We start from the raw sequence: 12,822 nt of genomic DNA, 5'->3' as shown, positions 1-12,822 counted from the left end.
CTGTGGTGCAGTTTTCCAATTATTAGATTCTTTTGCCAATTGTGCCAATAAAGGTAATAAGAAACACTCGGTTTTTCCTGACCCTGTTCCAGTTGTTACAACAAGATCTTTTTTATTTTCTAATACTTCAGTTAAGCTTTGCCATTGATGCTCATATAAAGGAACATTTTGCGGAAAAACTTGCTGTCCTAATTGAGCTAAATCTAGGTATTCTGAAGATAATTTATTCGCTGCCTCTGAAATTGTTAAATTAGAAGATGGATAAATAGGAACTGGTTCAATTAAGGGAGGTTGACTAAGAACTCCTGGTTGTTGTAACAAAAGATCGCGTTCATCTGCTAAGGTTAGATACCGCAGAGGAAAAGCACTTTTAATATACAATTTATAAATGCGATTTAGCCGTTCATAAGCCCCAATAACATCATACATTAGATGATTTCCTCCTGACAGTTAACCATTAGCTTTTGAGTTAATTGATGAGCCAAATCTAAGCTAATGTTTTCATAAATTAGCCAGAGATTTTGTTCTTCTGTTTTGTGATACTTCGGTAGTAAACCAGAAGCTAATACTAAAGCTCTTTCATATAATTCTGGCCACATTTGACAATGAGGAATAGCTAATTGTAAACTTTCTGGATTATATCGAGCAATCAAATCATGCTGACTATAAGATAAAGCTAGAAATCGTAAACCATACCAATCACATTGTCGCCAAGTGTCGATGTCTTGCTCATAAAAAAGCGTTCGACGAGGAGCATTTTTGCTTTCTCTATCCCACATTTGATACATTCCTGTTTTTTCAGGTAAAGTACACTCAACAAAATCTCCATTCTGAAAATATTTCCAATCATAAAGACTTTTTACAATACCCTGTAAGGGTTTTAAGCTTAATTTCCATTGTTCCAAATTAGGTAGAATTTCAGCTAACTTTTGAGCAATATTATAAGAATTACTGATTGATACATTTATCTCATTTTTAATTTTATAAATTACTGTTTCGATATTTGTTAAATTTATTAATTTTAATCGAATACAATAAGGAACATTAGGTTGATTGATAGTGTCTATATCTGCTAAAATTTCTAATTTTCTGATTAATTTTTTATTCTGTTGTCCACAGAGAGTATATTCTGAAATATCCTCTAATGATTTAATTTTGACTAAAGCAGTAGGAGCAATCGACCATTTTTTACCATCGCTTGATGTTTCAAGATGCCCTAACAGTTTAAGTTTTCGTAGAACTCGCTTAGGTTCATCTAAACCTAAAATAAAACAAGTCTTTTTAAACAATTCCCAAGTTCCATAGCCAACAGAAGATAGCCAGTAGAGCAATTGTTGGTAATTTTGAGAATTGTTTTGATAATTTAGTTGATTATTAACGCTAAATATATCAAATGGATCATCGTCTTGGATAGTTTCAATTGGATTGTAAGGAATTGGATTATTACAATCAAAAACATCATGGGCAGCCCCTACCATTGATTTTATTTGTTCATAAGTAAAACTAGGACTTCTTGGAATGGGAAATTTGAAGCAAGGCAGTACCATTAAATAATTCTTGACATCTTCAGGTAAGGCTCCACTAATCGAGTTATCAACAGCAATAAAAAAGTAGTAATTCCCGTATTTTTTGACTTTTTTCTCAATTCTTACTAAAGGAATAAAATTACTTAAATCATGCTCATTAACTTTTTTGGAAATCAACTCGATTAATTTATTCGGATCGCCCTTATGGGAAAATCCCTTGTACCATCGTTGATTATTAATTTTATGATTGTTTGGCATATTCATTTCTCAAAATTTTAAGCTTTAAAGTAATCTTTAATTAACTAAATCGTAATTTCTTGTGTTATTAAAATACTTCCGCATAGAGAAAAATTATCTGTAATAGGTACTAAGTTTTTGGATTTGTTTTGAATAAAGTTTAGATCGCTCCATGATAAAATCCTTAAGTATTTTTCAACTGCTTCTTGTCCAAAACTTGCTTGAAGTCTATAAGTGCCTCTTTCTAAGGTTTCTAACAAAATAGGCTGGTTAGTAGTCACATAATTTTCCTGGACAACTTGCTCGGTGTACAAGTTAATAACTTTTAAAGTTGCCTTTAAAGTAAATCCAAAAATCGTAATTTCAGGCAGATATCCTTCTATCCAACCATTTTCATTAGGGACTCGTAACCCTCCAGATAAACTAATAGATAATTTTTCTGTTGGTTGTAATGCATCTTTTAATTCTTGATGTTCAATAAATATCCCATCCCATGCTTGAGATATAACCATACATTGATGGAGTTCTATCCAATTAGCGTTGTCATGAACTGGTTGAGGTTCATCAGTCCAATTAATTAATCTTTCATCCTTTAAACGCTCTAAATCTTTATAGAGTTCTTGTTTACAGAGTAAAATAAATTGTGTGCCAAGGGTTGGTATTCCCCAAGATGCAAAACTACTTGAATCTGGATTCTCAGGATCACTAATGAGAATCCAAAAATCACGAGCAGGTAGAATTAGCTGTTCAACTGAATTATTGGGAATGATAGGATATTTGGCCCCCTTTTCTAAATGTTGTGCTGTTAATGGTTCTTCTAAGGGTAGATACCATCCGTCACGATCATGTCGTAATTGGTGATTTTGATTTTGGTATTCAAGTGTCAGATTCTCTAATGGTCTTCCTCTTTGCTGTTTGGGGTATAAAAAATATTCTACATTTCCCCAAAATGGCTCTTCAGTACGATATAGTCCTGCAAATAAATTTCGACTCCAAATCCGTCCCTTATGATGAATTTTATCTAGAGTAGGACATCCTTGCTCTAACCATTGTTGATGAATTTCATGAATCAATTCTGCCAGTGCTTCATGACGTTGTGGTTCAGATAGCACTAACTTCTTAAGATGAGAAGCCAGTCCATTGTGTTGCGCTTCTCGTTTAATCTGACTAAATAATGTTGATGAATCCCATGCTATTGTCCATCGCTTTTCTGCAAATAAATTAATTAGTCTATTTTGCTCGGCTTGTCGTAATAAACACTGAGAAATAGGATAATTAATAAATTTATTGGAATGTCCCTTTCCCTGACAGGCTGAATATTGAAAGCCTTGCCGAAGTAGCCAACTATTCCATTCCTGCCAAAGTGGTTCTTCTGCTTTACTGCCAAACTTCATTCCTTGAGGACGAGGCGAATTACAAGATTGACTAACACCTAATAATTGATTCAGTCGTTTAAAGTAATTAGAATCAGAGATTTCTTCTTCATTTGCCATATAATAAGCGGCTAAAACACATAATCCCAAGAATGCAATACATTGAGGAGTTTGCTTATTGTCTAATCCCTGTATTCTTTCAAGGTTAATTTTATCCCCACAGACAACTTTTTGTTGGACGGCTCGTTTAAAATCTTCAACTGCTGTCGTGTTCGTTGAACTAGAAAAACCGAGTCCAATCAGGGCAAGAGTGTCTTCATCAACACTGAGATAAACTTTGCTGCTTTTTGGTCGTCCTTGGCAAAAGTGACGTACTATGGCATAGTTCCATTCTGAGTAATTCGGCATTGCTCATCCCTTTCCTACATCTCAAGTTCTCTGCCTAAGTTGCGTTGCTTTGAATGATTATTTAAACACTCTATTTCTAGACTACCCAGATTTGTCAGTTACCTAACATCTCGTAGGTAAAATTTTCAACTTGAGTGTTTCAACTTTGAGTGTTTTTGATACTTCGCCTTTGTTTTACATGGCTCACCCAGGCAAATACATCGCAGAACTATCATTCGGCCTTGCGTGTAAGTACCGCTCCGTCGTCGCTACACTTGAATGCCCCAACGTCGCCTGTACCAGATGGAGGGGCGCACCCCGATCTAAACTATGAGAAGCATGGGCGTGTCGGAGCCAGTGAGGACTGACATTCCCCTCGATCCCCGCCCGTTTCGCCGCCGCCTTAACGATGCGATAAACCTGCGTCCGATCAAGATGCCCTCCCCCTTGGCGCGACGGAAATACGGGGTCTTGAGATTTACGATCGCCCCGCATCTGACAAAGTTCCTGCCAAACACCAAGAGGGAGCAATACCGTCCGCGTTTTCCCGCCCTTGCCGAAGACCGTTACCTGTCCCGACTGGTTACGGGGCTTTAAATCTCGCCACTTAAGCGCACAGAGTTCGCTGACCCGCAACCCCCCCGCGTACAGCAGCCGAAGGATCACCCGATCGCGCTCATCGGTCTCTAGGGTAATCATCGTCATCACTTCTAATTCGTTGAGAATGCGTTCATTGAGGGTATCTTTCACTTTTGGACTCTTGAGTGCCGTTCCAACATTTTCAGGTAACACCCCAATCTGATGGGCGAAACTGAGTAGGGATTTGATAGCCGCCATTGCCGTTCCTAAGCTCGATGGGGCGAGATCTTTAAAATTAGCCCGCCACAACTGAAGATCGGCTAACGTAACCAGATGCAGGGGCTTATTGATAAACTCTAGGAAGCGACGGGCATGACGGCGATAGGAATCGATCGTATGGGGGGAATGGCCGTCCAACCACATAAGAAGCAGCCGTTCATGGGCGTTATGGGGCGTTACCTCAGCCGTTGGGGAATCGGTTAGCTTGGCGATCATATCGAGCGCGTTAAGGGGCTGAACTTAGGATACAACATTACACAAACTAATGTTGCACTCATCCCCACCTCTTTTGCCGAATACTTCAAAAAAAGATTGACTTCCGAGGGGAATTTTCCCTAAGTATTACTCTGCGTTTCCATCTGTTCTTACGCTCGCCTCTAGGCCGATTTCTGTCTCTGCTGTAAGAACTCAGCAAAATCTCGAATTTCTACTAACTTTTCTTCGGGTAAGTTATCTAAAATTGTTTCCAAATATTCTCTAACACCCATCGTTTGTCGTGCTGGAACAGTCAAGACTAATTGATGAGGATAAACCAATTCCACTCCAATCGTTTCCATGAAAGCTTCCTCCTCGTCCTCGGACGCGGGAAGAAAATTCCCCTGTTCATCATATTTCACCCAGCCTCCAAATAACTCAACTAAATAAGCTTCACCATCTTTTAAAACTTCTACAATTGCTCCAGAAGTTCCAACGGTCGCTACTCCCCCATCTGTTAAGGAGATTTCTTCAGTTAACTTGACCCCATCAAATAGTTGAAATTGGCTCATTTTAATCCTCATTACGCGCTGGTATAGCAGTGACAAATCTAGCAACCTCTTCGTTAGATAGAACGATCCAAACGGTGCGAATCCAATGAGATACTCCAGACGGGCCTATTATCTCAATATAAGCCCGATAACGAGTTCCGTACTCGGTTGTATCTTGGAGTTGTAACATCTCTAAAGATACTTTAGCTAATATGGCTTCTCGAATGGCTTCTGGCTCTTCAAACCCCATTATCTCACGCCAGAATTTTCGCTTGTCACCTCCAAGACCGGGTTCAGTAGCTCGGTTGAGGAGATAGATAGCCTTGGCCAAAGGGAATTCAAACCGAGTGATTAACGTCATTAGCCCTCAACCAACCATAAATAATCATCAGGTGAGACTTGCCATAATAACTGTTTGACTGATTCAGAGAGCGATCGCCAAATCCACCTCCCTGCTTCTTTCTCTGAAGCAAAAACTTCCTTAATTAAGGCCATAATTTCCCCAAGTGCTTGACCCCCATCAGGTAGTAACAGTTCAATCCAAGCACAAACTTCTGCAATCGACTCTCGATGCTCATCGGGAATCTCTGGTGCTAATTCCGTATGAAATTTTCCTTTTGGGGAATCCAAAAAATCTATTGGCTGCAATGTGGAATGTTCTGTCACGGATGACAGTTCGGTTAGAGGTGACGGCTCAATAACTGTATCTGCTTGACTTTCAATCTCTGTCACTTCTGTCACGCCATTCAGAATTCCTGTATGGCTCTTTTGAGTAACACATTTAACTAATGGCTCACTTAAGGCTCGTCCCTCGCTGCCAACGGTCGAGGGACAAGCGTAGTTTATTATAGGTAGGTCACTGTGGGAATCTGAGTTTGAATGATTTATCTTCTGTGGTTCAACGGGAGTCTGAACAACGGAGGAATTCGCATTTGAAGCGACAACAGAAGCGACAAAGCGAATAGTCCGACCATTCTTTTCAATCGTTCCTTTCCCCATCTGCACTAACTGAGTCATTAAATCGATAGTATAAGCCGCCACCGACCGCCCGAGTTCTTTGGCACGATGAGCAATTGCTTTAACGGAACGATAAACATCTCTCGGCGTGACCCCATTGGGTTGAGTGATGGCACTATCCCAGATCTTGAGCAGGATGCTACTTATAGAATCAGATTCAGCTACTTTTTCTTGAACAACTTGGAAGACACTGCGGTAATAGCGACAAATTTCTAAGGCTTTTTCTAAAGTATCGCTTCCAAGAACCCAAAAGTTCCGATTCCGCTCATAGAAGCACTCAAGCAAGTGCAGGGCTAAAGCAATCCGAAGTAATTGGGTTGGTAATTTTCGCATCCAGGCCCGCACAGCAGGAGTGGGACAACTTTCTGCTTCTTTTCCCAGAAGTTCAACTAAATGGGTATAACGCAGATCTGCGTCACGAGACAGTTTAATTATCCCTCTGGGGCAATTTTCTAACCAATCGTAAAGGGGGGGTAACAAGTCACTTAAGATACAATACCCTTTAACCCGTTTGGCTGGCATGACTTTGGGCAGTGCAAACAGCATTCTTGCTTGCAAGCCCTGAACATCATCGGGATCTTTAAAGGCCTGGCGGAATGCTCCGGGTTGAATGCCTCCAGTGATGCTTAATCGAGTTTCAAAGACGGAGTAGGAATCATTTTCTGCATCCATCCGTTCGACGAATGAGCCTGTGCCGTCCCACATTTTTAAGAGACATTCTACGGCTTCATTATCTTGTTTAGAAAACTGCTTTAATGACTTAAACAGCCCGGCGATTTCATCTCTTGCCCACACAGAGCCATTGTCCTCCTGTTCGGCAAGTCGGCGCATCATCGCTTGAATGGTGGCCACTTCAAAGAGGTATTTCTTCTCACCTTTTGGTAGGTTCAGCTTTTCGTCATCTTTGAGTGAGGCTTTGGTTTGTTCCTTAGATTTCTTGATCTCGTCTCGAAAGCGTTCATACTCCCTGTACTGACGCTCTTTAATGGGGGCGAGAATGACATTTTCAGCACGAGTTTTCCCGGTGCCTGATTCAGCGACGATACAAGTCCAAGCGATGGCGGGAATCTGGTGAGATTCGGCATCAAGGTTGACCCTCTTGCCGACGAGGGACATGGTTGTGGGGAGCAAATACTGCCAGAGACTAACGGGGTCGATGTTCAGAATTAGAGCGTCGTGAAGGAGAGCATCGGCTAAGGTTTTTGGAAGAACTTGGTTGAAGTCGAGAGTCGCGTTCTGCCAATCGATGAGTTGATTAAGTCGTCTCTCGTCAGAGGGTTGGATTTCGTCTAATTCACACCTTATGGCTTTGACGAGTTCGGTGAAGGCATTTTTACTCATCGAGGAGCGTTCACAGATTGCATCAAGTTCGGCTCGTTCAGTGTAATCTCGATAACCAGCTTTTAAAAGTGTAGTGACAGAGGTGACAGTTTCACTAAGGCTTAGTGGATAAGGATTTGACCTGTCACTGTTATTGAAAGTGTCACCGGTGACAGTTGTTTTTTGTGAACCAGAGAGAGAATCTCCAGAGCTTGCAGGCGTTTTTAGATGATTAGGAGAACGAACGCTCGGGGTAAAGGGAAATTGCCAGCCATCAAGTTTAGCCATGTGAGCGAGTGTACCTAATGTGATGCCACCGTGATTCGAGAAGGATTTCCATTTTTTCTCACAAGCCCCGGGTTGATATTTACTGCTTTGCTGACTCCAAGAGTCCCATTCATTTAATAGGGAATCATCGACGCTATGAAGTGCCATTCCAACGTTGAGCCAGGAGTCATAGTCGTCAGCGCGGTTATTCGAGAGGGCATTAAGGTAGGAGAGAGCAAAGTCGATGTCTGTCCATTTTTGGTCACGCGGTACACTGCCTACCTGATGCTTTTGTTGTTGGAATAACGGTTCTGATTGAGTCACCCGTTCACTGCCCTCCTTCGGCAGTGCCTGCGGGTGACTGACGAACGCAGTCGTTGTATCAATTAACATTTGTTCAATGACCCAAGTGGGAGCGATCGCTAGATCAGTTTCATCGATGGCACAGCTTTCAATCCAATGATATTGCCCAGTAGTAGGGTGAACCGAAGGAGGTAAGACCGATTGTAGATTAGTCCATCGAAATTCGACTTGTTCGATTTTGCCATCGTCGCCTTTGATGCCTGTTTTGATTTTTTTAGTACGGATGGCATTTTTGAATTCTTCTTTAACTAAAAATAAATATTGGCAGCGACCAGGGCGACCTGAACTAAAGGCGACGGTTTTTGGCAGGGGTTGGCCGTCTGATAGTTCTTTGATTTTACTCTGTGCTGAGGCTCCATCAAGATCGAGTGCCATCAGGTAGTAAGTTTTTCCGTCGATGGTGATGGGACGGCCAGTAAGCAGTCCTACGCCCTGAAGTGGGATTTTTTTGTGTTTTCCTTGGATGGGTACGTCTACGCCACCATTTTGTATGGCTTCGATGAGTTGGGCGGCTGTAAACGGACGATTTTGCCAACCGTCGCCCAAGGGTTGTTTGTTGTCGTTTAGGGGGATTAGGGGTAAGTCTAGCCCTGAAGCTTGAATGCGTTGTAATCCTTGAATGAGTCGATGAGAGATTGGGGTGAGGTGTTTAACTTGGGTCATCGTCGCTTTGATAGATATAATACGACAATTTTTATAATGACAGACCATCGAAAGGCGTTTTTTGAGGCCGTTCAAACTATTCAAACTACTTAAACTATTCAGGAGATGTTTAACGTCTGAAATACTTACTGGGTAAGCGTTATAAATTTAAAACGTTTCCGAATAACCCCAAAACGTTTCCGAATAACCCCAAAACGTTTCCGAATAACCCCAAAACGTTTCCGAATAACCCCCAAGTGTTTAGGAGCTATGACTCTTACTCGATCTAAATTAGAGCGTTTTGTAAATTTTTGTGTCTGTTTAGCTGTTTAGCCGTTTCTAAACACTTATCTAAACACTGGGGAACGGCTGACTGAAACGAAAACTCCCGTTACTAGAACAGGAGTTTTGGAAATAGTTTGACAAAAAGTGAAGCTAGCTAGTCTTCAAGGCCCAGATAAGCTAAAATTTCAGCTTTCAAGCTCGGTTGAAGCTCATGGGGATAACGGTCATTTTCTATCTGGGAGAGGCGAGCCGGGGAAATGTTAAGCTGTTTAGCCATTGCTCTTAAGCTTTCCCCTGTCTTAAGCCGAGCTTCTCTGATTCGTTGACCGAAGGTTAGCTGCTCTGATGGCTCAACCTTTGATTTGGCGGATTTTTGCTTTTTATCTGATTTCGGTGATGTCTTTTGATCTTTCTCTCTAGGTGGTGATTTTTGAACTTCTTCTGTTTCTTGAGGGGTGTTTTGAGTTGGTGCTGCCTCTGGCTTACGTTTAGGTAGTAATTCGGGTTGATGTAAAGTTCCTTGAAGCTTTAGCCATGTTTCAAACCAGCCTTGAGGCTTTTTCATTTTACTGTCTGGCTCTACCCATTCAGGTACACCCGATTCGTATTCAAATCTGTATGGGTATTGAAAACTTCCCAGAATTTTCAAGGCTCGGTCAAAGCTACGTTTTAAGTTAGAAGCAGCAACTCTGTCTGTTTTAGCCTCTTCAATTTCCTTTTCATAACCAATACGCTTCAGTAACGTCTCAATCTGATAACGACCATTTTTGTGTTGTTGCAGGGCAAATAGAGCAAAATAAGCCAGTCTGAGTGCCATTTTTTCTCGGTAATGGTCTAGCTTTAACGCTTCACTGGTAATATAGCCGAACTCCCGTAGATATTCCTTCCCTGCAAATTTCTCAAACCACAAACCTGGTTGGAAAGTAATCTCGATGTCAATTAGGGTATCGTTGCCATAGAGATCCTTTTGAATCACTTCAGTAATGGCGAAAATGTCCCACAGATGAGAACGTTCGACGGTAAATAAGCCTTTACTACGAACTCGCCATTCCCGTACCCAAACCTCTAACCGTTTGAGCAAGTAGCTATGATGAGCAATCTGCCTTAGCTTTTCTTCTTTAGAAAGGTATCGGGTTAACTTGTCATCTTCATCTCGTTCGCTTTGGGGAATGTACTGCCTCTTTTTACTGTCTTCCCCAAAATCAGCTAAAAGTTTGGATGCTGATATTTTAATCTTTTGATTCCAAGCATCAGGTTGGCGAAAAGCGATCGCTGCTAGTGCATAATGTAGTTTAAGCGTTTGCTCTCCAAAATGCTGGGCGATTACCTCTTTTGCTTGATAGGTAATTTCAGCAAAGTCTTTCAGGTCAAACCGATCTCGAATTTGCAGTTCAACCCGACCTGCTGAGAAATCTTTGCCACCCGTTAAGCTGGTTTCGTCGGGTGTCCAAAAATCCATGCCTGTAACCCCTGCTGTGTAAACTGCATCGGTTATCGCACTACTAGGACATTCTTCGTAAAATTTGTCCTGACACAGTTGAGCTTCCGTAGATGACTTTTTTAGTCGTCGTTGGTACTCGATGCCCAAGTTATTACTCGTTGTTACTTGATCTTCTTGAGAGTTATTGGCATCATCTTGATGATCTACAATTTTAGCCCTTGGATGTGACATGATTTCTTGATTTTAAGGAGGGTTGGGAATGAATTGGACGGGAACAATCAAGTTTGTCTTGGGGGAGTAAAAGTCTATTTCAGCTATTATGCCTCAGTTTCTTAGCGAACGAGCTAACGACAAAGGCGAGTCCTGTAAGGGTTGTTACGACGAGTGCTATCTATAGTCCCTTTCATTGAGTGTATCTATGCCATCAGAGTCGCCTTCCCTTCTGTAAAAAATGGGGTTTTATCTACCTATCAGGTAAAAAGACTGTCATGCTCTTTTCTCGAAATTTTACTCCAAAATAGCGTCTCTTGATATCACACCTTATGTACTTTTACAAAGTCCAGTTAGCTAAAGGATAAATTTACTTGATCTAACCCCTTCAGTCTGGTCTAAATTTCACCAAGGGGTCGCCAATTCCCTTAAGATTAACGCGCGCAAGTTGACTCGGATTAAGGTTATAGCTTCTGCATAATGTCTTCTCAATGTTATAACATATTATAATAACAGTTGACCCTAACATAGACGTTGCTACTGCTATGACTTCCAAAAGTTACCCCATCAGTCCTGCAAAAATTGGCAATCAAGACGGTTTTCGACTCCCACGCGCCTTTTCTAAAGACTATCCCCATCTGGTTTCTGCCAGTGGTCAAATTGAAGTTTTAGATGAAAATACTCTCCTCGTTCGTTTAGAACCAGAGTCGAAAACAGAAGACGAGGAAACAGAAAACTTGATGATGAGCCTCTTTTTAGACACCCTAATGAAAGAAGTCATGAAAGAACCATCGTCTCTCGTTTCCTATACTGAAGAAATGAGTCGAGAAATCGATGAACTCCTCGCCGATGTTGGTTTAGACTAATGAAACCTCTCATCTGTAACGGATGGACAATTTTTTTCCATCCCCTGTTCGATGCTCAATGGATAGACTTAGTAGAAAGAGTTAAGCAATTAAAATCCAAACTAGAGCATCAGGATTTTGTTACTCACCCGGATGTCAAGTTGCTTAAAGCACTAGATACAGGCATTAAAGAGAAAATTCCCCAAGATCCTTTCGCCTCTTATTTTGTCCTCAATAAGCCCTTACAAAAATACGGTCGTCTCAAAAAAATGGGACTGCCAAACCGCTATCGCCTGTTTTTTAAAGCTTTCAAGGAGAAAAAGGTTATTATCATTCTTTGGCTGGGATTTCCTCGTAAAGAGGGAGACAAAAAAGACTGTTATGAGGTCTTTTCTAAGAAAGTTTTACAGGGGGAGTTTCCCGAATCCCTAGAAAGTCTTTTAACCCAAGAGTGGGCTGAAGACGATTTAACTGATGAATCGAAAGAATGATGAGTGAGAAATTATGAGTAGCCAAATTTTCAAGTTAGATTTTAAAAACGGCACACTGGTTATTCCCAGCGAGGCCATGGAATACCTGAATCAGTGCCAAGGAGAAATTGAAGTCACATTAACGATACAGTCCATCGATGCTAAAACGGCCCTTCCCTACTCTGAAAACGGTGAGCGAGACTATCAGAGGGCATGGAATCGTTGGTTAGCTGAAGTTGACCAGCTTGAATCATCTCCTTCTACATCAGAGCCAGATGAATACGGCAAGGCACTTATCGAGAAGCATAGTAAGCTAGGACTGTAGCTTTGACAGTAAGCTAGGAGTGGGTAGCTTTGCTGCTAGGAGTAAGGTACAGACAAGCCGAATTGATGCTTTTTCTTCTTCGCACAAGTGCAAAAACTCAATCAGATCTAAGTTGATGAACTAATGATGACAACCATTGAAATAATTCCCGAAGTCACCAGTGAGCGAACTATTTATCGAGCCATCAGTGGCCAGCAACAGGCAACAGGCTCTACACCTGGTCAAGCCCTAGACCAGATTGAACAAGTCTTGGCCACTCAAGAAGAAGCCCAAAGGAGTGAAACGATCGTTATCGTACAACGATTTCATCCTGATAACTTGTTTACAGCACAGCAACAAGCACGACTACAGGAATTGATGGGGCAATTTCATCAAGCCGTTGATACGGGCGAATCCCTGCCTAGTCAAACGCAGCAAGAATTAGAAAGTCTGGTTGAAGACGAGTTAGAAGCCACCATTGAGCGTGCTGCTAGAATTCTTCAAAAAACTCAACCGCCTCAACCGTAGTCT

12 protein-coding genes are annotated in these 12,822 nt (G+C 41.5%); 4 read left to right on the top strand and 8 right to left on the bottom strand.

Annotated elements, in window-relative coordinates:
• The 8 genes from CFPU101_RS21995 to CFPU101_RS21960 form a co-directional block, all read right to left on the bottom strand.
• The coding region (locus tag CFPU101_RS21995) for a DEAD/DEAH box helicase (RefSeq protein ID WP_206817623.1) at positions 1-429 on the bottom strand (429 nt) is incomplete at its 3' end.
• Positions 429-1,784 (bottom strand): hypothetical protein, encoded by a 1,356-nt coding sequence (locus CFPU101_RS21990; RefSeq protein ID WP_206817621.1) that lies wholly within the window; start codon positions 1,782-1,784, stop codon positions 429-431. The genes CFPU101_RS21995 and CFPU101_RS21990, both read right to left, overlap by 1 nt.
• A 44-nt stretch (positions 1,785-1,828) precedes the next feature.
• Positions 1,829-3,544 carry a hypothetical protein gene (locus tag CFPU101_RS21985; RefSeq protein ID WP_206817619.1) on the bottom strand — a complete coding sequence of 572 codons (1,716 nt, stop codon included), beginning with the start codon at positions 3,542-3,544 and terminating at the stop codon, positions 1,829-1,831.
• Between the two features lie 183 nt (positions 3,545-3,727).
• A complete protein-coding gene (locus tag CFPU101_RS21980; RefSeq protein WP_206817629.1) occupies positions 3,728-4,525 on the bottom strand; it encodes a tyrosine-type recombinase/integrase in 798 nt (265 codons plus the stop codon).
• A 233-nt stretch (positions 4,526-4,758) separates the two neighbouring features.
• Positions 4,759-5,148 carry a hypothetical protein gene (locus tag CFPU101_RS21975; protein WP_206817616.1) on the bottom strand — a complete coding sequence of 130 codons (390 nt, stop codon included), beginning with the start codon at positions 5,146-5,148 and terminating at the stop codon, positions 4,759-4,761.
• Between the two features lies 1 nt (position 5,149).
• Complete coding sequence (locus CFPU101_RS21970; protein ID WP_206817614.1) at positions 5,150-5,488, bottom strand: DUF6883 domain-containing protein; 339 nt, start codon at positions 5,486-5,488, stop codon at positions 5,150-5,152.
• Positions 5,488-8,757: a DUF3987 domain-containing protein gene (locus CFPU101_RS21965; protein ID WP_242578172.1), complete on the bottom strand. Its 3,270-nt coding sequence runs from the start codon at positions 8,755-8,757 to the stop codon at positions 5,488-5,490. Before CFPU101_RS21965 ends, CFPU101_RS21970 begins: the two co-directional genes overlap by 1 nt.
• Before the next feature lie 418 nt (positions 8,758-9,175).
• Complete coding sequence (locus CFPU101_RS21960; protein WP_206817613.1) at positions 9,176-10,693, bottom strand: RodZ family helix-turn-helix domain-containing protein; 1,518 nt, start codon at positions 10,691-10,693, stop codon at positions 9,176-9,178.
• A 524-nt stretch (positions 10,694-11,217) separates the two neighbouring features.
• Here CFPU101_RS21960 and CFPU101_RS21955 point away from each other — a divergent pair.
• From CFPU101_RS21955 to CFPU101_RS25735, 4 genes are all read left to right on the top strand, one after another.
• Positions 11,218-11,538 carry a hypothetical protein gene (locus CFPU101_RS21955; RefSeq protein ID WP_206817611.1) on the top strand — a complete coding sequence of 107 codons (321 nt, stop codon included), beginning with the start codon at positions 11,218-11,220 and terminating at the stop codon, positions 11,536-11,538.
• Positions 11,538-12,008: a type II toxin-antitoxin system YhaV family toxin gene (locus CFPU101_RS21950; RefSeq protein WP_206817609.1), complete on the top strand. Its 471-nt coding sequence runs from the start codon at positions 11,538-11,540 to the stop codon at positions 12,006-12,008. Before CFPU101_RS21955 ends, CFPU101_RS21950 begins: the two co-directional genes overlap by 1 nt.
• A 76-nt stretch (positions 12,009-12,084) precedes the next feature.
• Positions 12,085-12,312: a hypothetical protein gene (locus CFPU101_RS21945; protein ID WP_206817607.1), complete on the top strand. Its 228-nt coding sequence runs from the start codon at positions 12,085-12,087 to the stop codon at positions 12,310-12,312.
• Between the two features lie 123 nt (positions 12,313-12,435).
• On the top strand, positions 12,436-12,819 hold the full coding sequence (locus tag CFPU101_RS25735; protein WP_242578170.1) for a hypothetical protein: 384 nt from the start codon (positions 12,436-12,438) through the stop codon (positions 12,817-12,819).
• Positions 12,820-12,822 lie beyond the last annotated feature (3 nt).

The organism is Chroococcus sp. FPU101, assembly GCF_017312365.1.
In the GTDB taxonomy this organism is placed as follows: domain Bacteria; phylum Cyanobacteriota; class Cyanobacteriia; order Cyanobacteriales; family Microcystaceae; genus Chroococcus.
The sequence above is the reverse complement of the archived record's forward strand: the minus strand, read 5'-3'. Positions and strand labels throughout refer to the sequence as shown.